The organism is Arthrospiribacter ruber, assembly GCF_019343195.1.
In the GTDB taxonomy this organism is placed as follows: domain Bacteria; phylum Bacteroidota; class Bacteroidia; order Cytophagales; family Cyclobacteriaceae; genus Arthrospiribacter; species Arthrospiribacter ruber.
In genome coordinates, this window is sequence record NZ_RPHB01000007.1 from 23,629 (window position 1) to 47,933 (window position 24,305).

Sequence of the window (24,305 nt, forward strand, 5' to 3'; positions counted from 1 at the left end):
CCCAATCAGGGACTTATTATCCTTTCGTTTTGACAACCTATTGAAAAATTTAAGCTTTTATTAATCAGAAATCCATCACCTTATGACCTTACAAGACGTTCAGCAAATAGCAAAGCAAGGAGAAGGACTCAAGGTGGAGTTCAAGAAAAAAGCAGCATTTCCGGAGAAGATTGTGAAGGAAGTCATAGCCTTGGCCAATACAGATGGTGGAAATTTACTGATCGGAGTCGACGATGATGGTACCGTAAGCGGTCAGAGGTTTATCGAAGAGGATGTCTTTGTGATGGAAAAAGCCATAAATGAGCTCATCAGGCCAAAACTCTCCTATAGCCTGGAGATCATAAAACTCAACCCCAAAAAAGGAGTGGCCATTTTTACTTTTGAAAGATCTCCCGGAAGACCTCATTTTATGATGGATGAAAAAAAGAAAAAAGCTTTCGTAAGGGCTGCTGACAGAAGCATCCAAGCCAGCAGGGAAATGTGGGAGATTCTCAGAAGGGGCAAAAACCCTAAGGACATGGTATTTACTTATGGGGAGAAAGAAACTTTATTGATGAAAGCACTGGAAGAAAATGAAAGAATTACGGTAAAGGAATATCAGAAACTGGCCAAGCTACCACGATTTGTTGCCTCCAAGACTTTAATCAGGCTGGTATTGGCCAATGTCATCAAAATTGTCCCGCAGGAAAACGAGGATTATTTTATTCTGAAGGAAGTGAGGCATTGAACCGACTGTTGAATCCGGCTATCCCCTGAAGCCCTCCGGTGTGAATTGCAAGAATCCGGCTTCCTTTGGGAAAAAAACCTTGCTTGATCATTTCTATGACACCATACATCATCTTTCCAGTGTAGACAGGATCCAAAGGAATCTGATGCAGGTAATGAAATTTACGGATAAATTCAATCAGCTCAGGCTGGAATTTTCCATATCCCCCAAAATGATAATTATCCACTATCGTCAACTCGCCCTTGGGCTTTATATGAAATTTATCAAGCAGTTCGGATATTTCTCCATGTATGAATTCACCTTTTAGAGAAGAGAACCCCAACAGATGCTGGTTTGGCTGGATACGCTTCGCTAATCCAGCCAAGGTCCCTCCTGTACCGACACTACTGGTAACATGCGTAAAATCCTCATCCTCATTCCCTAGGATTTCGGCGGCTCCTTTTATGGCAAGGGAATTGGTGCCTCCTTCAGGAATAAGGAAAAAGGCGCCGAACTTTTCCCTAAGACTTTCCAAAAATTGATCTTGCTTTTTCTTCCTGTATTCTTCCCTACTGATATAATGAAGCCGCATACCGGCGTCCTCTGCATATTGTAGAGTAGGATTCAAAGGCTTTGTTTCTTCTCCCCTTATGATTCCTATGCATTCAAATCCCCCTTGCTTGGCCGCCGCCGCAGTAGCATAGATATGATTGGAAAAAGCTCCTCCAAAGGTCAACAAAGTGCTCTTACCTTGTCTCCGTGCTTCTTCCAGGTTGTATTTCAATTTAAAAAACTTGTTGCCGGACACCAACTCATTAATCCTGTCCAGTCGCTTTAAATACAGACGTACCCCCATGTCTTCAAAAGCAGGGCGAATGATCTCAGAAGTCGGGACCTTGGCGGGAATCAACATGGTATTTTGGTTAATTGACTCCCAAATATCCGAAACTTTCCCAAATGCCCTTATTTTTGCAGAATGACTACATACCAGGAAGAGGAAAATTTTGAAGAAGAAGAAGAAGTTGAACTCTATGAACACCATCAGATAGATGTGGACAAAGGGCAGACCCTGACCCGGATCGATAAATTTTTGACAGATAAAATTGCCAATGCCACCCGCAACAAGGTCCAAAATGCCATTGAGGCAGGGCATGTTTTGGTTAATGAAAATAAGGTCAAGTCAAATTACAAAATCAAACCATTTGATCAGATCCGGATTTTCCTTGAAAAGCCTGTTGCAGATACAGAAGTCATTCCGGAAAACATACCCCTGAACATCGTCTATGAAGACGATCACCTGCTATTGGTAGACAAACCTGCAGGAATGGTGGTTCATCCCGCCTATGGAAACCGGACCGGTACCTTGGTCAATGCTTTGGTGTACTACTTCAACCACCTGCCTACCATGCCCGGAAACACCGGAAGGCCTGGCTTGGTCCATAGGATAGACAAAGATACCTCTGGGCTCTTGGTAATAGCCAAATCAGAAGAAGCCATGACCAATCTTGCCAATCAATTCTTTCACCACCATATCGAGCGAACCTATTTCGCCTTGGTATGGGGAGAGCCAGCGGAAGATCAGGGTACTATAAATGCCCACATTGGCCGAAGTGCTAAGGACAGAAGGGTGATGGAAGCTTTTCCTGATGGTTCTCAAGGCAAACATGCCATTACCCATTATAAAGTTCTCAAAAGACTTCGCTATGTATCCCTTGTACAGTGCAATCTCGAAACCGGTAGGACGCATCAGATCAGGGCACACATGAAGCATATTGGACATCCTTTGTTCAATGATGCTACCTATGGAGGAGATAAAATCAGAAAAGGCACCCAGTTTTCCAAGTACAAAACTTTTATCAAAAACTGCTTTGAAATTTTACCACGACAAGCCCTACATGCCATGTCTTTGGGTTTCACTCACCCTTTAAGTGGAGAGAAAATGTACTTTGAAAGCCCACTCCCAGAGGAATTTCAAGCCCTCATACAGAAATGGGAAAACTACGTAAATTTTGAATAGAGCATTCAACATCTTCAAAAATTCAGAATTTAAAGAAAGAGTTGTGGAATTTCAGGTTTTGGAAACTCAAATACCGTTATCAAGTTTTCAAAAGTGGCAGTTCCGCAATCGTTGTAGAATTACAAATTATTAATATTTATGTCAAATTTTAAAAATAATGTATTTTTTCAGTTATTTTATTACAACATTATTAAAATATACCCGAACATATTACCTTTGTAGTGTTGGTAGTTTTAAAAAAACCAACGAGAATGTAGGATTGCAATAGAGAGGAATAGTATTCCGAAGGCGCAAATCCTTCTCCTACATCAGGTTATTTTGGGTTTATTGTTAATTGACTAAAGCTGTGAAATACTGTTTCGCAGCTTTTTTGCTTTTATAGGGTCTAAAACCCATTGAAAAATCCATAATTAAAAGTAAGATTCAGAAAGTAATTTTCCATATCAATACCTAAAAAGTGTATTTTTTAAAAATAATGTAATTTTTAACTCATTTATTTGATTTATTTTTAACAAATCAATCACTTTGCTAATTTTGAACCACTCAATAGCGAAAAAGTGATCAAAAATTGTTGTCTTCATCGCTAAAAAGTATTGGGTAACAGGTCAGGATGCGAAAGGTGCCTGCACCGATTATTGACACCTTGTAGGATGATGAAATTGGCAGACATGCCCTCCTGTCTCGGGGGTGAAGACAAAAGGATAAAGCGCATCAAGAGCTCTGATGTAGCCTAACAACTTCGTGGAGGTTCGAATCCTTCTCCTACAGCAATAGTATTTGGGTTATATATGACTGAGGCATCTTGGGTTTTCGACAATCTACAAGATGCCTCTTTTTTTTGTCTATAAAATCAAATCCTTATTTTCTGCTTTTACGCAGCAATTGTATTACTTTTACTTTCATAGTTTTTTACTATGCAGGAGTCAGGAAGCAAAAACAAAGTTCGACGCATTTTCAGGAAAAAGTTTTTCCGGATTGGAGGGTTGGTTTTATTCATCCTGGCCTTGATTCAGGTAGCTGTTTACTTCAGTTCTGATTTTTTATTGAGAAACTACCTCAAGGAAAAAGTAAGCGAAGCATCTGACAGCAAATATGAAATAGATTTTGACAGGTTTTATGTTTCCTTATTCGAAAGAGGCGTGCATTTTGTCGGGCTGAAGATCAACCCTGTGGAGGAGGTTTTTGATGAACTGGATTCTACTGCTTATTACCGAGCCGACATCCCAAGACTATCTATCACCGGCCTGAATTACCTTTTCAGAAAAAGGGAAGTCGTCATTGGCAGACTGGAAGTGAATAGCCCTGAACTCGATTTCAGACTTAAAATCGAAGGGATGTTGGAAGAAGAGCTTGATGAATCCCCATTGGAAATTTTGCAGCAAGAAATCAAAAAGTCCTTCTTAGGCTCCAAGCTCAATGAAATCAGGATACGCAACATGCAGGTCAACGATGCCGATGTACTTTTAAAAAATTTCATAGCACAAAAATCCATCAAAGCAGAAAACTCCAACCTTTACATTCGAGACATACAATTGCTTCAGGAAAGATCTCCTGAAACACCTTTCAATGCTGAGGGCTTTGCATTTGACATGGACAATTTTCAGGTGCTCTTGGCAGATAGCGTACATACTGTTTTTGCAGGAGAAATAGAAGTATCATCCTTAGACCAATATATCAAAGGCAAAAATCTCAGTATAGAACCTGATTTTGAGAAATACTCAGAAACTTATTTCAAAGCGGATCTTGACGACCTGCTCTTATCTGACGCAGATATCAATAAGGTATTCTACACTTCAGAAGTAGTAGTAGGTCAACTAATACTCCAAAAGCCAAGCATAGATCTCTACACACGCAAAGGAGAAAGCCGGAATCAGGACTTGGAGGCTTTTGAGCTTTATGACCTGATAGATGGTATCCTTGCCTCTATATCTATAGAGACACTCAGTATAGATGAAGGGCGATTTACACAAAGCCGTGCGGAAAACAGAGACAACAGGTTCATTCAAGCCGAAAGAATTGATTTCAAAATGGAAGGCTTTTATGTAGGGCCTGAATCTTCCAAAAAGGATAATCAGTTTTTTTATGCTGATGATGCCTCAGTGGAGCTTTTTGATGTTCAGCTGATCCTTGGGGACAGTGTGCATCAGATCAATGGAGCTCATGTACTGCTCAGTTCATTTGAAGATAAAATCCAGATAGATGGTTTTCATTTGTTCCCTTTTGAGGACTACGAGCCTGACCTGAACAAAACTTTACTGGATATCCAAGTTCCTAACCTGAGCATATCAGAAGCAAATCTTAAAAAAATCTACAATCAGGGCATCATTGACCTCCAAAGGGTGATAATCGAAAAACCTGAAATCCTGCTCAGGGACGTACAGGGAAAAGTGGATGAAACAGGCAATTTCAATATCAGTGAAATCTACAGCGAATTTTTGGAGGGAATCTATGTCAAGAGGTTCGAAATAAAAGAAGGATCTCTTATAGTGGACAACCGTGTAAGAGTCCGGCAAGACAGCCTGTCATTTGGGAAGGTCAACTTGATTTTGGAAAACTTCGCTCTTGACGACAGAACGGAAAACTCCGAAGCCAAGAGCTTTTTCTGGGCCGAAAACCTAGAACTTGAGCTTCAGGAATACGCGCTCAAACTTGCGGACAACCTTCATGTCTTCAAAGCAGACCGGGTGTTTTTAGATACCAAAAGGTCCCAGATCAGCATAGACGGTTTCGTTCTGGAGCCTTTTGACCGATCCCAGATCCAGAGTACACTGGACAGATATGGGAAAAAGACCACTTTGGACATATTTGTACCAAAATTTACCGCCACAGGCGTAGACATACGAAAAGCCTATTTTGATGGTATACTCAACATCCGCGACATCAGGGTACCTTCACCGAAGATCAGCATCATCCGGCATAGACCCGGTCAAGAAGAGGAAGACCGGGAGGGAGTGGACCAACAGGAGATTCTGGATCTTTTGACAAATTACTTCTCTGAAATTAAAGTAGAAAGGCTTTCTCTACAACAGGGAACACTGAATTATGAAAATTATGTTAGGGACAGAATCCGTACATTTGCAGAAGAAAACGTATCGATTTCCGTTAGAAATTTTTACCTGAACAAGGACGCATCTCCTGAAGAATTAAGGTCATTATTTTCAGAAGAAGTAGACCTTCAGCTGAACAACTATGTGTTTAACATAGCTGATGGAAAATACAATATTCTCGCAGACAGGATCAACTTTAACACAGCAAAAGAGGAGATAATCGCTTCCAATGTAAGCCTTAATCCCAGACGAAATTTCACCGACAAAACACGTGTTTCAGTAACCATACCTGAGATGGCATTCAGAGGGGTGGACTTAGAAGGTTTTTTATTCGAAAATGAACTCAAGTTGGAAATGGTGAAATTCACCGGTTCTGATGTAAATATTTTGATCAATAATGACCTTGACGAAGAAGACACATCTTCCCCAAGAAGAGGGAGAAGAGACCGATCACTTCCCAAAACCATTGATGTCATCAGCATAGATACCATTCAGGCAGAAGAAGCCCAGTTCAAGCTCGCTTTCCGAGAAGGAGGAAGCCAAAGAGAGCTGATCAATACAGGAATCAATCTGGCATTTTATGACTTCCTATTGGATTCAGCTATCATAGGCAGAGGAGATATATCCGGATTTTTCAGTGGTCTAAGCCTGGACATTGATGAGTTCTGGCTTACTTTACCGGACAGTATGCACCAGGTCACTTTTTCTAAAGTTGAGCTTGATACAAGGTACGAGGGTGTCTTGGTCAATAATTTTAGAATTATTCCCAAAGAGCTTAGTGGAAAGCCAGGAGTTCCCATTTTTTCAGGTCATATCCCTACAGCATTAATAAAGACCAATAAGTTAGCGGACTTACAGGAAAGTGGGGAATTGATCATTTCTGAACTAAGACTCTTCCGACCTGACATCGAAGTGTTTGTGGATCAGGAGAAAAAATCCAGATCTTCCCCGGAAGAAAATGGGGACAATAACGAAGCCAGTTTGGTCGAAAAACTCAAAATCGGAGAGTTTGAGATAGTAGAAGGGGATGTATTCGTATTTCAAAAAAACGGATCGAAAGATCCCCAGGGAATCAAAAACCTGAACTTTGTATTGGCAGACCTGGACCTTGAGCTCTCTGAGCTGGAACAACTTGATCCAAAAGATTTTCTGGACAAAGAATTCCGTCTAAGCTTCCCGGACTATGAGTTTAACTTACCGGACAGTTTGAATAAAGTCAGCGTAGGGTATGTGGCATTAGAAAACAAGGAGATCATCCTTAAAGACATTGTTTTCGAGCCTAGATACGGAAAATATGCCTATACTCGAAAAGTTGGCTATCAGACAGATGTGGCAAAAATACGTATCCCCGAAATCGTCATTTCGGAAGCAGATTTGGAAAAATTCCTGGAAGAGGAAGTAATCATTGCCAAAAAAGTACTGATCAAAGGAGCAGTTACAGATCTATTTAGGGATAAGCGATTCGAAAAGAAAGAAGACAAATACCGGCCAATGCCCCAGCTTTTGATGAAGACAGCAGGCTATTCTGTTCATTTGGATACCTTGGAAGTCTTGGACGGAACTATCATCTACACCGAATTTCCTGAAAACGGAATGGTTCCAGGTGTTTTGGTTTTTGACCAGCTCAATGCTTCCTTGTTTCCTTTCAGGCTGGAAAAAGAAGAAATAGAATACGGTCTGGACGAAGCCAACCTGGTGGGAAGCACAAAGCTTTTTGGAGAAGCTGACCTGTCTGTTAATGTGAAAATGTTCTTCAAAGAACCATACCCAATGGATGTCAGTGCGAACATCGGGGAATTTGACATCAGAATCATAAACCCTATACTGGAAAATAATGCTTTCCTCAGAGCCCTTGATGGAAAAGTAAATGGAGGAGACTGGAATTTCCGTGCAAATGATAAGGATGCCGCAGGTCTTATGACCCTGCTCTATCAGGACCTTAAGCTTGAGCTTTTGGATGAAAGGACATTGCAGAGAGGAAAAGGAAGAAAGGCCATACTCACATTCGTGCTCAATGTGTTTGCTGTAAAGAGCAATAACCCCAGAAAACTTTTCGGCAATACCGTAAGGTCCAGGATCTATCAGGAAAGAGAAACAAACAGGTTCATCTTCAACTACTGGTGGACTTCTACCCTTTCTGGCTTGAAAGGAAGCTTAGGCCTGGGACAACCCCAAATCCCCAAAAGAAGGGCTAAGGAAGAGGATGAGGATAATCCATAAAGCTTGGCAAAAAATTTTCTTTGAATATAGAATATAATGGAAGCAAATTTTCACCTCCGATTCCCTACCCAGACACCGAAAATTACGGCTGCTATACCTATATAATGACCTAATAGTAGCACCTCTCCATCCCAAACACCCCATAATATCGCCACAATGGGAATCAGATAAGTAACAGAACTTGCAAATACCGGGGTAGCCACCTTTACCATCACATTGAAAAGAATCAATGCCAAAGCTGTACCCACCACTCCAAGGATGGTAAGGTATCCTGCTGCCATATAGGCTCCCTCCACATGCAAGAGTTTGAAGGAAAACTGGGTATAAGCAAAAAGATAAATCAATGCCACCGGCAAAACCAAAGTAAGGGATATGGCAGTAATGGCGACAGGCTTCAACTCCACAAATCTGAATTTGATGATATTGAGATTCAAGCCATAGCAGGCACATGCCAGAAGTACAAAAAATGCATACACATTAATATCCGCAAATGTGCCAAATCCCGACCCTTCTTTCACTACCAGCAAAAGTATCACTCCAATAAAGGCAATAAACAGCCCGAGCGAATTTCTACGGGTAATTTTGGAATTGAAAAATAAGGCACCTATGACCACTACAAACAAAGGAGTCATGGCATTGAATACCCCGGTAAGTGAAGAACTGAGCTGGGTCTGTGCTTTTGCAAAAAGAAAAGCGGGAATAAAACTGCCGACCAAACCTACAATAACCAGATTTTTAACCTGTCTTTTATTGAGGTGCTTTAGCCGCGGCAAAGAAAGCGGCAGCAAGAAAATACCGGCAGCAACAATTCTAAATGCACCGACTTCTCCGGGGGAAAACACTTCAAGCCCTCTTTTTATCAGTATAAATGAGCTTCCCCAGATCAAAGCCAATACGATAAGAAATGCCCAGGCTTTCAGGGCACTTTCAGATTGAAGGTCTCTAGACATACACCATGGGCATTTTGATTGGGGTACAATAAAAGCAGGCAAGGACTCATTCCCATACCTGCCTTTTAGATATCCGGATACAAATAAAATCTTTTTTTGTGGATTGAAATCCAAGTTTACTAAATGTAGATCAGGAAAATTGATGATCGGCAAAAACTTCCTTTACCTCTTCCAGAATCGCAGCCACTTCTTCGTAGGATTCTTTAGTTACCATTCTGGTCCTGTATGTTTTAAAATTCGGCATACCGCGGAAATAATTGGTATAGTGCCTTCTCATCTCCAGAATACCCAACTTTTCGCCTTTCCATTTGACAGAAAAATCCAGGTGCTTTTTAGTCACGGCAATCCGTTCGGAAAGATCTGGTGCAGGCAGCTGTTCTCCTGTCTTAAAGAAATGTTTGATTTCATCAAAAATCCAGGGATATCCAATCGAAGCCCTTCCTATCATCATTCCGTCCACATTGTACTTTCTTCTGTATTCAGCAGCTTTTTGTGGACTGTCAATGTCTCCATTACCAAATACTGGAATATGTAGACGGGGATTTTCTTTAACTTTATTTAAGTAAGACCAATCTGCCTCACCCTTGTACATCTGTTGTCTGGTACGGGCATGTATGCTGATGGCCTGAATTCCGACATCCTGAAGCCGCTCTGCCACCTCCACGATACGAATGGTATCATGAGACCAACCCAATCTGGTCTTGACTGTGACGGGAATATTGACTGCCTTGACTATTTCAGCTGTCATGGAAACCATTTTATCAATATCCAGCAAAATCCCCGCTCCGGCTCCTTTACAGGCCACTTTATGAACAGGACAGCCATAGTTGATGTCCAAAATATCCGGACCTGCCGCTGCTGCAATAGCTGCCGCTTCCCGCATGGACTCGATTTCGTTTCCGAAAATCTGTATCCCAATAGGTCGCTCATATTCGAAAATATCGAGCTTCTGAACACTCTTGGCAGCATCCCTGATCAAGCCCTCGGAACTGATAAATTCCGTGTACATAAGGTCTGCTCCATTCTGTTTGCAGACTGCTCTAAAGGGCGGATCACTCACGTCCTCCATGGGAGCCAGCAAAAGCGGAAATTCCCCCAACTCTAAGTTTCCTATTTTTACCACTACTGAATTCTATTTTTCGTGTAAATTTACCGCAATACTTTAAACCCCTCTCAGAAAGCGTATAAAGCATATTTTTGGACTATTTTGTTTATTTTCACCATCATTTTACCTAGTTTTAGATTATAAATAGATTATAGTATAATCCATAACCATGAAATCAATGAATCAAAAACACCACAAAGTTAGGGCTATTTTATTAAATGTTAGTAAAGTCAGTCAAATAGGCACTATTAACATAGTTGTTTACACTTATTCAATTGATGGTAAAAAAGAAATAACTTATTTCCCAACTGCAATTAGAATCCAAAAACCCAAGTTTAATAAAGGTATAGTTAAAGGAATTAAAGGAAGTGATTCAATAAACAACCAAATACAGGAAGAAATTCTAAAAGTAAATGACTTAATCAAAAAGCTGGAAGTCCAGAACATACCAATTACTAAAGAAACCCTAAACCAGTCCAAAGAAAAAAACAGTTACTCTTTCTATACATTGGTTCAATTAATTGAATTCAGTAAACAGTATAAAGAAGATAACAACAAAAATAAAAATACCAATAGCTATAACTCATTGATACTAAATGTTCAGGAATTAGAAAAAGAACAGAATAAAACATTTAAAATAAGTAATATCAATCAAAAGCTGATTAATGACTTACTAACTTATTGGAGAAAAAAAGGATTAAAAAGCAGTACCCAAAATAATTACCTAAGACATTTAAAAGCCTCTTTTTTAGTACTGTATAAAAACAATATAATTGATGACTCTTTTAATAGGCTGGATTATTCTTTGAAAGTTGTTGAAAGTGATTTACCAACTTTATTAGATTCTGAAATTCAGGTTTTATTAAAATCCAAATTAGCTAATACTGAGGAAATGGCTAGGATTAAATTCTTGATTCAAATGATGACAGGGTTAAGATTCTCTGATTTAGACCAAATAATACCTAAAAACATAATAAACAATACAATTAATATCTTTCTGGAAAAGAATGAAGTCCCTGTAAAAATCCCTGTTCACAATAATTTAAAAATACTTTTAAACTCCGTGGATTTTAACGTAAGGGATAATTTAAAAATTAATATCAATCACTTTAACACTGTAATAAAAAAGGTATTTAAAAAACTGGAATTAAACAGACCTATACAGACTATTGAAGAAAGAGATGGTTTAATCATTACCAAAAACAAGCCTTTAAATAGGGTAATTTCCTCTCATGCTGCTAGACGTACCGCAATATCTATTCTATCTGAATTAGGACTTAGTATAGCTGAAATACAAAGTATAACAGGCCACAGGGATATAAATTCAGTTGTCAGATACATTAAAATATCCGATAACCACAAAATCATTAAAATGAATCAATACAGTGAAAAATTCAACATCAGGTAATAAAAAACCTGCCATAATTAATATAGCAGGTTTAAAAAAGGGTTATCTAAAATAAGTCAGTTTACAAATGCAGTTGAAACTCTTAAAGGTAGGTTTGAATATACATCCACTGTAACATTTTCCCTTAAAGCTCTTGCCCTTCCAACAGCTTGCAGAAGTTCTGCTTCAATCATATCCAACTGAATAGCACTTAAAGTATCATTAGTATAAGTATTGAATTTAAACCTGAATCCATTCCATTCTACTGTCCTAAATTTTACAGTTAAATCCCTAGGTTTCAATTTCAATCCAAGTACAGAACCAATTAAAACATATTGGGTAGGGTTTAAATGTGGTGTACCAAGTACATTTATATTTACTCCCTTCAGGCTGTCATAACCTGATACATTTCCAAAATACATTTCTTTTTCTGCATTGGTTATTTCATCAACAAAGTTTTTGAAGGTTATTGTTCTGTTATCTGTATTGATAATTGTATCAATTTTATCAATTGATAATTTTAAACTCTGTCTGCTGAAACTTTTAGCTGTATGTTGTCTTATTATACCTTTATGTTCAACATCACTTAAATCTATTATTTCCACTCTTTCACCATAAATAGCTTTATAAATATTAGTTGAAAGTGTACCACTCATTATTATAACCTTTTTATTTTCAGGTAATTCATTTTTTTGAATGTATGTGAATAAATTAGGGTCTTTAGCATCCCTTAAAAAGTAATCAGAATGTAAGAAGCTGATAATATCACTTAGAATTTTATTGTTTTTTATCCTGTTACTGAGTATCTCCAAATCAACGGTAAAAGTAGGAGTTTCTATAACCATTCCTTTATCTGCCTTTATCAGATACTCAATAATAGCAGTAATATCAGTCCCCAATTCAAACCTTTCTGAAGGTGTATCCAACTTAATCAAATCTTTTATATGGAAGGTTTTGATGGTAAGTATAGAGTTTAAAGGACATTCATCAAATATTACTGTATTTGACTTAAATTCTGAATGTAGTACCCTTGCATGGGTAGTAAGAACAGTTTCTTTTGTAGCATAACACCTTCTAACCTCTTTAAGATATTTTTGAACTGAATCTACATCCTGCCTTTTAAATTTTAATCCTCTATAATCTTTACTGATTTCATTAACAAGCTTAGTAGCATACTCTGTAAGTCCAACCGAATAAAAGTATTCAATCTTTTCCTGTAATTCTTCATCAATAAGGTTAGGAAATTCAGGTGTTTTAATATGGTTAATCTTCATCCTTTTACTTACTTCCTCTTTTAATCTGTTCGTAGGAAAAGCAAGGGTAGCATTTACAGTTTCAAGTAACCTAGTTTTACCTATACCAGTTGGAAGTTTAAACAGGTAAATTTTATTACTTGCTTCCTCTAATACTCTTTCAAATTCAGCTTCCATAAGTTTTTCTGCCTCAATTAAAGGTTGTTTATTTATTTTACCTGTAATTTCTATTAATCCTCTTTTCTCTTTAACTGCTGTAATAGGGTTTAAAAAGTCTGCATCTTCAGGATATGGAGAATAACAAACTAATCTTTGGGGTTGATACTTTTGTTTCTTTACATACCTTAAGATACTAAAGTCACTGTCAGTATATTCTGTTTTACCTTCAGCATTAAATTTAATCATAGTATCCTTCATTCTTGCTATACCACCTTTAACCCAAATCATTGATGTAGCTAACCCAAAAATTTCTTTATTATTCAGAAATTTACCCTTCACGAAAGCTTTCCAAATATTTACCTCTGCTTCCAATTTAATAAAATCAAAGTTGTCAATTACATTGATTATTTCATCTGAGTTATTGACTATAAAAGAGGGTTTTACATTCGTGGAATAAGGAGAAGAATATTTGAATTCATGAAACAAATCAAAATCCTTTACACCTGATAAATATTCAGTAAGTGTAGGATATTTAGGAATGTTATTTTTATCCTTTGAAATGTATGTGGCATTTACAGTATCATACAACTGCTGAAGACTTACAGGATTAACACTGATAATATCACAGGAATTACCCCCAAAGAACAACTTAGAAGAATCCTTGCAGGTCAAATCAACATTCCCAATAGTATCCATTAAACCTAATTGAAGATGTTTACTTAACTTTTCATCAGCAACAGGAATATCAGTAACCAATACTATTTTAAATTTAGGATGTTCAGGAGTATCGGAAAATGAAGGGTAATAAAAGTTTGGGGTTAAACCAACTGATTCAAACTTTTTAAGAATTTCATTATGTGTAACTCCACTATCAAATTCCAAAGTAAAAACCTGTTGTTCTATCCAATTATTACTTTTTCTTTTTCCATCTTTAAAAATCCCTGTACTCCATGTATAACCAGAAGATATTAATTCTTTAAATCCTAAAAAATCTACTTCTTTAACCTGATTAAGATTTCTTGAAATCCACCCTACTTCTTTAGGTTCAGGGTTATCTTTTCTACCTACATTATCAGTAGTAATTTTAAATTTTACCATAATATACTCATATTTTAGTGTGTGCTTTATACTTAAAAATACTGATTTTTCTTTTAAAAAAGTAACTATTAAAAGAAAAATAGCTGTTTTAATGGGTATATATATAGCACTTATTTGTTTTTAAAAATCCTTAATAAATACCCATAAAAGGTATGTAATTTTTGATTTTCTCAATTTAATATACACGTGACCTTCTAAGAAAGGTTCTATTTTGTTAAAAAATAATTTCCATAAATTAAAAAAACGCTACTTCTATTAGAAATAGCGTTTCTGATATTTTAGCACACATTTACAAGTACATTACTTTTTAGTAACTTTTAATTGTAAAGCCTTAAAATACAAATTTTAAAATCAATAAAACAGAATTTCTTTGAAAGTAATAAATTCATCAACAAGAAAAACACTGTAAATATTTGATATTCAAATAAATTTCTTCTAGGAAACCTGTTTACTTTCCACCTTCTTGTTTCTTTATCCAACTTTGAAAAGTTTGATAATTAATTCCTTTTTCTTTGGCAAATTTACTTATACTTACTTCCTTCTTTTCAGCCTCTTTCCATTCTTTAATAAACTTCTCTTTATCTTCAGAAGAATAAACCTTTCTTTCTCCTGTTTTCTTAGTATCCTTATCTGGAAAGATTTTGGATAAAATTTTATTCAGTGTATCAGCTTCCTTTTTACTGTTAATACCAATAGATTTTAAATCTTCTTTAGCTAAGTCTATAGATTTTTTAATAGTGACTTCTAAACGACTTGCATAAGCTTTTTCAACTTTATCATATTTATTACCTTTAGAATCAAAATATATAAAAGATGAATCTTTAAAATCTGCTTCTTCATACTCCTTAATAAATTCTTGTATAGTCATAGTCATTTTTTTAGTACAAAGTAAAGCTATTGTTTTTTTAGTAATTAAAATAAAACATGAAAAAGAAATTTAACAATAGTTCATGGACTAATACAGATTCTTCATTTTATCAGAAGAAGGAGTGGAGAAGCTTAAGGAAAAAGTATATAGATGAAAACCCTTTAGATGAATTGAAACTTCAGTTTGGTATCATAGAAGCAGGTGTAATAGTTGACCACATAATACCAAGAAGATTAGCTGAAGAACTGGAATTTGAAGAAGATAACCTTCAAACTCTAAGCTTCCTTTCACATCAACAAAAAACAGCTCAGGGACAAAAGATTGATAATATTGAAGATTACATTCACCACATGAAAAAGGGTAAACTTCAGAATATTTGCACTGAGGAGAAGAAGGAGAAGCTGTTTAAACTGTTAATTGAAAAAGGATTAACAACTATCTCTTGATTGAAATATCCATCTCCACCTTCTTTCTGTTCCAACTGGACAAACACCACCTTCTTCTTCCAAAGCTTCTTCACCTGAATCATTTAAACATCTTTCTTCTTTTCTGATAACATACCTGTTATTCTGATAAATGAAATAAACCAAATCACCTTCATTTCCTGCACTGTTATAACCACCGTTTACTTCACTGCTAACAAGCTGTTCAGAAGTCCAGTTTTCAGGAAAAGATAAAAACTGTACTGTAGTTTCACCACCTGAAACAGTACATGTAGGTTCTGCTGTAAATACTACATTGACTGTAGCCAAACTGGAACTATCCCTGTTAGCATTAATTACCCTTCTTCCATTTGAATCAAAGTCAATTAAATAATAATACATTTCACCATTAACTGATTCAATGGTAATACTTGCAGTACTTCCATAGTCTCCAGGAAAATTAATAATGGTAGATGCTTGTGAAGTACTTCCAGAAGGAATATTTATTTCAGGTTGAACAGCATTCAAAGTATCGCCATTTATATAAATGCTGAACTGTAAAGGAAAATCCAAATCTGAATCTGTGATAGTGTAACCAACTTTATAATTTATCTGAATCCCAAAGTTCAAAGCAATATTTGAATCAGTAAATTCAGCTACAGAAGTAATTACATCTACAGTAGGTTTAGGATACCCCCTGAATGCTACCATATCTTTAGCTAAAGTAGTTCTCTTTGGGTCAAACAGTTCCAGATTAGATAGGTTCCTTAAAGTAACTATATTCTTTGTAGCCATATTAGGGTTATTTAAAGTACCTGCAACAGCTTCTTGAATGCTGTTACTGTCAGGTATTGGATTACCATTTGAATCCAAACAAACCCCTCTAAAAGCTTTACATTCACCATCATATTTTACCCTTCCCATTAATCTTCTGTTTTAGTAATAAATTCTCTACCCATCAACCAATGACCAGCAGGATAATTTACACCATCACTCCATACACTTTGAAGATTAGGGAATTCTGGATAAGGTCTACCATCCCAAGTCCATGCAAAAAGCATATCAGTATCCACCATTCTTTTACCTGTTAAAGTACTTACAGGATTATTCCCATTGACAGGAAGCCAATATTCACAAAAAGCTTCATAATACTTTTCCTGTATTAAATCGTCTCTTTCACCTGTACTAAATCTTGGTGCAGTACTTTCACTTGATTTTGGGTCTAAAAATTTATTGGGTTCATTGGTTCCTTTGTCAATAGCTGAACATCCAAATTCAGTATATACTATTCTTTTTGACATTGGTATCCAAGGTGTAGAAGTAGTTTCCCAACTTCCATTTATTCTATTGAAGTGTTCATTTAACCACCAGTTTTTATTATCCTTTACTTTATAGTTCCAATCAGTAATAGGTGTTCTAATCTGATTGTTTCTATCAGAATCAGAAGCATAGAAGTAATCATATAATTCACCACCTTCTATATTATATTTCAGGTAATCAGTATTATAAATACTTTCCCATACTTCATCTAAATGACTTCCATCCCTCCAATCTGATAGAGGAATATAATTATCTATCCCAACGAAATCACAATCAGGATTCATCCATAATTCATCTAAATGGTGGATTACATCCCCTGTACCATCCTGCACCTGATAAGGACATACTTCAGTCCAATCAGCACAATAAGTAACTTCACATTCACTACCTAATATTGTTTTACATTCACTTATCAACTGTGAAAATTCTTCAACTGCTGGAAAAGAAGTTCTACTGTCTCTTAACCAAGTTAAACCCCTCATTTCCGTTCCTACTGCAAAAGCATCAACACCACCAGCAACCACACAAAGATTTGCGTAATGAAGAATCATTTTCCTGAATGAATCTTCAGGAGTACCACTGTAATTAACAGTTAAATTTGTAGGGTCTTGTGTAAAATCAGAAGGTTGACAACTACCAAAAAACTTTTCTACTTCACCTCTTACAAAGCTTGTATTGTCTTCATTTGGCATAACTGTAATCCTTCCTCTCCAAGGGTGTACAGGTTGTTCAAATAGTCCTGAAGGGTCAGGTTTATTATTGCCTTCTGGAATATCCATCAATAAGAAAGGATAAAATAAAACCTTATAACCTTGTCTTTTTAACTCCTGAATACCTTCTACTACACTTCTATCACTTGGAGTAGCACCATAAGCCAAACCTTCAAAAGCTTCTTCATTATCTTCTGAAATATAAATTGAATCAATATCTACAAGAATATCAGAAACAATAGTACCGCTAAACCAATTATCACCAATTGAAAACTGTAAATCTATTTGGGTATGGATACCAGAATTAAACTTAAATTCTACTTCAGTCCATCTATCCAATCTTGCTAAATAAAATTGTGAATCCAATTCTACATTACCTGTACCACCTTCAACCCTTGCCCAAACATTCTGATTATCTGTATTTAAAGCTTTTACCCTGTACTTTACTATATAATCAGTATCAGGTGTAACAGTGAAATTAGTAGCAAACTTATTGAATCCTGTACTAACATGCTGTACCCTTGCAGAAGTCATTTCACCCCTTACACCTTCAGCATAATCAGGAGTTACAGTAACATTTGAATCTGAATAGTAACTACCATTATAAAAACTTGAATCAAAGAATGAAGGTATTTTAGCATTAGACCTATTGTAATTACACACCTTCCAATCATAAGGAGTAGTAGCACCTTCTTTATGCTCTACCTTTGGTTCAGTCTTACAAAATCCTACCCTTAAATCACTTCCAAACCAAGAAACTATAAAGTTTACCCATTTGGTAGCAGGAACATCCCTTTTTAAATTTTCAACTGCTACAACAAAATCAGTATTATCAGTACCTTCTACATTCCTGTTCTGTACTTTAGAAAAATCAGATAAATCAGTATAGGTAGTAGGAGTAGTAGAATAAACATGTTCTCCTGTACTTGGTAACATACACATTCCTGTAATCAAATCCTTAGTAAGTTTGGTACTTAAAGAAGTCAGTCCCCTGAATACAAAGTTTTCACCATACACTACTTTTTGAAAGTCCTTTGTACCATCTATATCCTGATTACCAAAGGTTCTTACTATTGTATTGTCATCATTGGGATTACCACCACCTGTATTCCCACCTGAACCACTGGAACCACCTGTATTACCACCTAATCTACCTCTGTTACCTTCTCTTTCAAATCTGAATCTAGGATTGATATTTACGTTTATACTCATTGTATTTTATCTATAATTAAAAAATAATCAAACCACTTCAATTAATTCAACATCATACACACCTTCAAAATCATTGTATTCCATTCTGTGAATGTTGTATTTTCTGTTATTGATATTAAAACAGCTTAAGTAATCAAATGAAGGATTATTCTTCACCCACAATTCACCTGTTACTTTTCTTTGCTGTACTCCTAATTGCTGTAATTGTTGGGTTAAAAGGAATGCAGGAATATTAAGATTGAATAACCTGTTAAAAGTGTATTCCTTATTGGATAGATTAAAAGAATTAAAGGGTAATGCTATTTCATTGGTCTGAAGTAAAGCATTCCTGTAACTTACTTCTTCTACATCAATGTATCCATATTCTCTATCCCTGTTAAGGTTGTAGTTAAAAACATTCCTGTCAGTAACTCCTTCATAGTTTAATTCCCTAAGTCCTATTCTGTCATTTCTTCTAAATGTGACATCTTCAATTATCAGTTTTACAGTTTCATATCTATGATTATTTGATGAAGGTAGATTTGCATGCCATACAACAGGTTGATAGAATTCAACAGTAATTTCATTCAGGTTTTCAGGTAAAACAAAATTAGCTTCATATTCTACTCCCTGTTTCAAACCTTCCCAATCATTGTTTAATAGTAAGTAATGTAAATCTACCTGCCCACTTCCTAAATCAGGTACAAGAACACCTGAAGAAACATAAGCATCAGCCCTTCCTTCTCCTGAAGTTTTAAACAACATGGATAGCCTGATAGAAGTATTTGCTATCAGTTCAGCCCTTCTGTTTCTTGCTGTCTGCTGTTCTGCTTCACTCATAAGAAGTATGTCATTATCAGTAATGTTAAATTCCACTTCCATCCTGTATCTAATATTCAACCTGTAATTTCTGAAAGCTAAAAAATATTCAGTTGGATTAGTAACCCTAATAGGTTGTGAATTCTTGATAGATACATTCCTATGTGAAGTATTAGAGGTATCAGGGAAATCAGCATTGAAACTGTTAAAGATAATTTCACCATCTTCTACAACAGGTGCAGGACTTCCAGTAGTAACAGTTAGTTTATCGAAATCTATAAAATCCAATTCTACATCTGTTTTATGTGTCACCTCCATTTTTTTTAAAGAATCCAAGTAGGTTAATTCCTTAGTTTCTTCAACAAATAAATGGTTTGAATCCTCTGAATAGTTATTGTTTAAAGTTACTTCCTGCTGTAATTCATAATCATAGAATTTGGGATTGGAAGTAAATTCAAAATTGGTAATACATAACCTGTCTTTATACATAAGGTATGTGAAATTAAAGGTAGTAGCTATTGATTCCAGTATATCATACAGATTCAAAGCATTACCATCATTATCAAATAAACTGCTTCTTCTAATTCTTACTGAATCAATCAATCTTCCACCCACTGTAGAAGTCAAAAAAGGATTAAACAATAAATCACTATCTGAATTGATTTTGGTATAAAGCAACCCATTTACATTTCTTAGAATTATGGATAAGGGATATGAAGCTACTGTTTCATTCAGGTTAATATCATTGGCTGTAAAAACTCTTAACCTGCTTATACCATCATAGAACTTAAGACTTACAAAAAAATCACTGTCTGCTTCCAAATACTGTTCAGCAAGAATATAACCACTCCAAACTAACTGATTATTCCTATAGTACTTTAATATAAAATCATCTTCATCTTCAATTTCCTGAAAGTCATTTTTAATAGCTTCTGATTCAAGAATGTTAAGAGTACAGTAAGAAGTTTTGAATACTGAAAACTGTCTATCCTCTGAAGGCTGAAGATTTAAAATAAAAGGTGCAGAACTACCTTTCAGTTCAATGATACTTCCCACATAATTCTTTTTCAGGATATTTATTTTTGTCTCAAAACCTCCAAGTCCTGTATAGAAAAGCTGATATTTTATTCCGTACATAGTTTTTACTATAATTAAAAAATCAACAAAAAAAGAGGAGTTATTACCCCTCTTAATTTTTATCATATAACTTTAAATTAAAACCTTTCCTGTAACCTGCTATCCTGTCTTAATATACCTACAAGTTCTTCCCTTCTTATTCTGAAGGTAACATTACCACCTGAAGCAGTTGATGCAGTAGCAAGTAAATGATTAGGTATAATAGTACCTGAAGTAGAAGGAATAAACAATTCTCTACCTCTTTCACCTACTATATAAGGATTGTTCATTTTTACATCACCTCCATTAGCTCTACTTCCAAGTAATCCACCTGAAAACTGTCCTAATAAGTTGGTAAATGTAAAAGCCTCTTTTAATGCGTTTAATCCTGTACCAGCTCCTGCACCTGCAAACAATCCTGCTGTAAGTACATTTAATATGGCTGCTGCTGCAATAGCTCCAAGAAGTTTAGCAACAAAAGCACCTACTGCCTGAATTAATCCCTTAAATGAAAATTGTCCTGTTCTGAATAAGTCCATGAACATCCTTTGGATACCATCGCCAATAGTTAGCAAGCCTTCACCTAATACAAACATACCTTTTTCAAACTGACTGAAGTAGTTCATGTATTGGTCAAAAGTCCATGTAACAGGTGTTAAAGCTTCATACATTTTAGCAGAAGAATCAACAACATTTTTACCTATCTCTTTTATCTTGCTTCCTGCAAAAGCTGAAGTAATATCAAATTCCTTTTTTACAAGTTTGATAGGTTCTAATATCTCCCTCTTTATTCTTTCTCCTACACCTGCTACACCTGCAACAGGAACAACAGTATTAATTATAGGTGAATCAACTGTAGAAGAAGAACCATCTACACTTACAGAAGTATCTGAAGAAGAACCTAAAGAACTATACTTAAATTTGAATTCATCAAGTTTGGTAATTGCTGAATCTATTGAACCTGCTATACTATCAAATCCCAACTTTTCAGCAACTGTAGAAGCAACACCTAAAACAGCCTGAAAGCTACTTAAAACAGCTCCTGTAATAGTTCTGAATACATCTACTACATAATCACTAATGGCACTCCATGCACCTTTAAAATCACCTCTTAAAAGTCTTATGATTGAAGTAAGTATAGCTGTTACACCCCTGATAGCTAAACCTATTATCTGTATCAGGTTATCTAATTGGGTAGTTACAATGTTGGAAATACTTTTAAAAACATCAGTAATATCCTTACCGAATTCTTCCCAAAAAGCTTTTAATTCTGAAACAATACCCTGTGTACTGCTTGTAATTGAAGAAGTTGTTTTATCCCATAGCTCTGTTAAAGAATCTGTAATAGTTGAACCTGTTCCAGAAGTAAAATATTCCTTCAGTTCATCCCAATATTTGATAATCAGATAAACAGCACCACCAACAGCAACAGCAATTCCCAAAATAGGTGCAGAAATTCCGCTCAATAATGGAAGCAGTACTTTAATACTTGCAATAGAAGAAGTTACTATTTTTACTATCTGTCCAAAAGCTACTACCAATGGTGGGACAACAGCAAGTATTACACCTATTACTGTTGCTACTTTCAATAAATTGGGATTCAAATCATTGAAGGCATTACTGAACTTATTTACCCATTCAGAAGCTAATTGAACATAAGGTGTTAACTGTTCTCCTATAGTGATTAATACAGATTCAATACTACTTTTAATTCTCCTAAAAGCACCACCTAAACCACTTTCCATAGTTTCAGCAAATTCCTTTGCAAAACCTTCAGAATTGATTAATTCATCTTGGTATCTAAGCAGTTCTGAAGTACCTGCATTTAATACAGTATTTACACCTCTTATGGATTCTTCTTTAAAAATTGACATCAAAGCAGAATCTTTCTGTGCCTGTGTCATTGAAGAAGTAGCTTTTTCTACATCCTGAAGTATATCAATTATACTTCTCATTTGTCCTTCAGCATCATATAAAGCTATACCCATGCTACCAATACTGACCTTACCATCTTCAGAAGACTTTTTCAAGTCTCTTAACATGGCATTGAAAGCAGTTCCGGCTGAACTTCCCTTTATACCTGCATTGGCAAAAACAGAAAGAACTGAAGTAGAATCTATTAGTGATTGATTTGAAGCACTTGCATTAGAAGAAGCATATTTAAAAGCTTCTCCTAACTGTTCTACTGAAGTATTGGCCTTACCCTGTGCTTTAGCAAAAACATCTACTACCTTATTTGTTTCACCTGCTTCCATTTTAAAAGCAGACATTGTATCAGTTACTATATCAGTAACCTTTGCCAAATTACCACCTGCTGAAGAAGCTAAATGAAGTGTAGCAGGAATAGATTCTAAAATCTTATTGGTATCATACCCTGCTAAAGCCATATACCCCATTGCATCAGCTACTTGTGAAGCACTGAATGCAGTATTTCCACCTAATTCTTTTGCTTTCTTTGTAAGTGAATCAAAAGAATCTCCTGTAGCTCCTGTTAAACCCTGGACTTTTAACATTGAATCTGAAAAATCAGAAGCTACATTGGTAGCTATACCACCTAATAATGTTAAGGGTAAACTTACTTTTGCACTTAAATCTTTTGCTATGTTATCTAACTTCCTGCTGAATCCTTGAAGCTTCTTCTGTACACCGCCTATTGTGGAATAAAAATTTTCAGCATTACCACCTATTAAAATATTGAGTTTCCCCGTGTAGTTACTCATTGAATTTAAACTTTTCTATCATTTCATAATATTCTTCTTTGCTTATAGGTGTGTGTTTAATTTCTTTCTTCTTATCCCAACTGAATGGTATAAGCTGTTCCAATGATTTATCTTGGTGTTGTTTATCCAAGTAAGGTTTAAGGTTAGTGTAACCTATCAATCTTGCTATTTCATATTGCTGTCTTAACCTGTAATTATATCCTTCCTGTACTCTCTTAAATTCAATTGGAGTTAGGTTATAATATTCTTCTATACTTAATCCTACCTCAATTGCAAAAGCCAATCCGTCAACAGGTTCTTCTATATCAGAAGAAGAAGGTGTTATTCCTTCTCCTCCTTCTTGGAAAAAAAACCTGCTATTACATTAGCAGACTTTTCATAAAATTCTTCCAATTCTATTTCATCAAGAATCTTTTCAAAATCTTCAATATCCTTAAAGGGATTCTTTTCTTTAGTAAAAGCATATCCTTCCCTGATACCTGCAAAAAGTATATCTGTTAAGTTTTGTGTAGATAGGTTAGATAAAGAATTTAAACCTTTTCCTGTTTTAGCTTCAAAAGCTACCATAACCCTTCTGTTAATTCTTACAGGGTAATCTTTGTCGTTTAATTGAATGTATTGTACCATAAGTTTTTTCTAATAATTAAAAACCTATCAAATAAAAAAAGAGGAGTAAAAACCCCTCTCTTTAAACACACACACTAAACAAACAACCAAAAAATTATGTACCTGAAACAGTTTCAAAAGTAACTCCGCCATCTATCTGTAATGTAAAAGTACCAGTAGTAACTCCATCCATATCAAAAGACGTGGAAGCACTTGTTAAAAATCCATCACCTTTTACTACTACTGCTCCTACTGCTGTATCACCAACAGCAAATTTTACTTTAGAACCTTTATAACACATTTCCAATATATCAGAAGCTTTCAAAGTACCTGTTGGGTCTTCCAAAGCAGTTATATTTATAGAAGTTGTGCTTCTTGTTGGTAAGTATCTCCTAACTGGAACACCATTAGCATCAACAGTAGTTTTAGAAGTATATTCCAACATTTCTTTCTGCAAATCAAGACTTCCTGAAGTTTGTCCTGCCAATACAACAGGTTCTTCACTACCTGTAGTAGTTTCTACCAACTTGATTAATATTTTATTCCCTTGACTATTATTCATATCCTTAAAATTTTTATTCTTTTACACTT

17 protein-coding genes are annotated in these 24,305 nt (G+C 35.7%); 5 read left to right on the forward strand and 12 right to left on the reverse strand.

Going from position 1 to position 24,305, the window contains the following annotated elements; translation table 11 throughout:
• Positions 1-82: 82 nt before the first annotated feature.
• Positions 83-727 carry an AlbA family DNA-binding domain-containing protein gene (locus EGN73_RS14760; protein ID WP_219291432.1) on the forward strand — a complete coding sequence of 215 codons (645 nt, stop codon included), beginning with the start codon at positions 83-85 and terminating at the stop codon, positions 725-727.
• On the opposite strand, the gene EGN73_RS14765 is transcribed toward EGN73_RS14760, so the two are convergent.
• The gene (locus tag EGN73_RS14765) at positions 702-1,619 is read right to left on the reverse strand and encodes a 1-aminocyclopropane-1-carboxylate deaminase/D-cysteine desulfhydrase (protein WP_219291435.1); all 918 of its coding nucleotides are present in this window, start codon (positions 1,617-1,619) and stop codon (positions 702-704) included. The two genes, EGN73_RS14760 and EGN73_RS14765, sit on opposite strands and share 26 nt — an antisense overlap.
• Before the next feature lie 63 nt (positions 1,620-1,682).
• On the opposite strand from EGN73_RS14765, the gene EGN73_RS14770 reads away from it, so the two are divergent.
• Both EGN73_RS14770 and EGN73_RS14775 read left to right on the forward strand, forming a co-directional pair.
• Positions 1,683-2,723, forward strand: a complete 1,041-nt coding sequence (locus EGN73_RS14770; RefSeq protein ID WP_219291438.1) for an RluA family pseudouridine synthase — start codon at positions 1,683-1,685, stop codon at positions 2,721-2,723.
• Between the two features lie 914 nt (positions 2,724-3,637).
• Positions 3,638-7,990 carry an AsmA family protein gene (locus tag EGN73_RS14775; RefSeq protein ID WP_246611599.1) on the forward strand — a complete coding sequence of 1,451 codons (4,353 nt, stop codon included), beginning with the start codon at positions 3,638-3,640 and terminating at the stop codon, positions 7,988-7,990.
• Between the two features lie 50 nt (positions 7,991-8,040).
• Here EGN73_RS14775 and EGN73_RS14780 read toward each other — a convergent pair whose 3' ends face one another.
• Positions 8,041-8,940, reverse strand: coding sequence for a DMT family transporter (locus EGN73_RS14780; protein ID WP_219291441.1), 900 nt, complete (start codon positions 8,938-8,940; stop codon positions 8,041-8,043).
• Positions 8,941-9,070: 130 nt separating this feature from the next.
• Positions 9,071-10,063 (reverse strand): tRNA dihydrouridine synthase DusB, encoded by a 993-nt coding sequence (gene dusB, locus EGN73_RS14785; protein WP_219291444.1) that lies wholly within the window; start codon positions 10,061-10,063, stop codon positions 9,071-9,073.
• 160 nt (positions 10,064-10,223) lie between these two features.
• Between dusB and EGN73_RS14790 the strand changes: the two genes are divergently transcribed.
• Complete coding sequence (locus EGN73_RS14790; RefSeq protein ID WP_219291447.1) at positions 10,224-11,453, forward strand: tyrosine-type recombinase/integrase; 1,230 nt, start codon at positions 10,224-10,226, stop codon at positions 11,451-11,453.
• Between the two features lie 56 nt (positions 11,454-11,509).
• Here EGN73_RS14790 and EGN73_RS14795 read toward each other — a convergent pair whose 3' ends face one another.
• Together EGN73_RS14795 and EGN73_RS14800 are read right to left on the reverse strand one after the other, a co-directional pair.
• On the reverse strand, positions 11,510-13,942 hold the full coding sequence (locus EGN73_RS14795) for a hypothetical protein (RefSeq protein ID WP_219291450.1): 2,433 nt from the start codon (positions 13,940-13,942) through the stop codon (positions 11,510-11,512).
• Positions 13,943-14,390: 448 nt separating this feature from the next.
• The gene (locus tag EGN73_RS14800; protein WP_219291453.1) at positions 14,391-14,810 is read right to left on the reverse strand and encodes a hypothetical protein; all 420 of its coding nucleotides are present in this window, start codon (positions 14,808-14,810) and stop codon (positions 14,391-14,393) included.
• Between the two features lie 56 nt (positions 14,811-14,866).
• Here EGN73_RS14800 and EGN73_RS14805 point away from each other — a divergent pair, with 56 nt between their 5' ends.
• A complete protein-coding gene (locus tag EGN73_RS14805) occupies positions 14,867-15,256 on the forward strand; it encodes a hypothetical protein (RefSeq protein ID WP_219291456.1) in 390 nt (129 codons plus the stop codon).
• On the opposite strand, the gene EGN73_RS14810 is transcribed toward EGN73_RS14805, so the two are convergent.
• The 7 genes from EGN73_RS14810 to EGN73_RS14840 form a co-directional block, all read right to left on the reverse strand.
• Positions 15,239-16,156: a hypothetical protein gene (locus EGN73_RS14810; RefSeq protein ID WP_219291459.1), complete on the reverse strand. Its 918-nt coding sequence runs from the start codon at positions 16,154-16,156 to the stop codon at positions 15,239-15,241. The genes EGN73_RS14805 and EGN73_RS14810 overlap by 18 nt on opposite strands.
• Positions 16,156-18,474: a GTA TIM-barrel-like domain-containing protein gene (locus EGN73_RS14815; protein WP_219291462.1), complete on the reverse strand. Its 2,319-nt coding sequence runs from the start codon at positions 18,472-18,474 to the stop codon at positions 16,156-16,158. Before EGN73_RS14815 ends, EGN73_RS14810 begins: the two co-directional genes overlap by 1 nt.
• 27 nt (positions 18,475-18,501) lie before the next feature.
• Positions 18,502-20,475, reverse strand: a complete 1,974-nt coding sequence (locus tag EGN73_RS14820; protein WP_219291465.1) for a hypothetical protein — start codon at positions 20,473-20,475, stop codon at positions 18,502-18,504.
• A gap of 11 nt (positions 20,476-20,486) precedes the next feature.
• Positions 20,487-23,108: a phage tail tape measure protein gene (locus EGN73_RS14825; RefSeq protein ID WP_219291468.1), complete on the reverse strand. Its 2,622-nt coding sequence runs from the start codon at positions 23,106-23,108 to the stop codon at positions 20,487-20,489.
• Positions 23,101-23,391: a hypothetical protein gene (locus EGN73_RS14830; protein WP_219291472.1), complete on the reverse strand. Its 291-nt coding sequence runs from the start codon at positions 23,389-23,391 to the stop codon at positions 23,101-23,103. The genes EGN73_RS14825 and EGN73_RS14830 overlap by 8 nt, the downstream gene beginning before the upstream one ends.
• Before the next feature lie 38 nt (positions 23,392-23,429).
• A complete protein-coding gene (locus tag EGN73_RS14835) occupies positions 23,430-23,735 on the reverse strand; it encodes a hypothetical protein (RefSeq protein ID WP_219291475.1) in 306 nt (101 codons plus the stop codon).
• Between the two features lie 94 nt (positions 23,736-23,829).
• Entirely contained in the window at positions 23,830-24,276 is a 447-nt protein-coding gene (locus EGN73_RS14840) for a phage tail protein (protein WP_219291478.1), read from the reverse strand.
• Positions 24,277-24,305 lie beyond the last annotated feature (29 nt).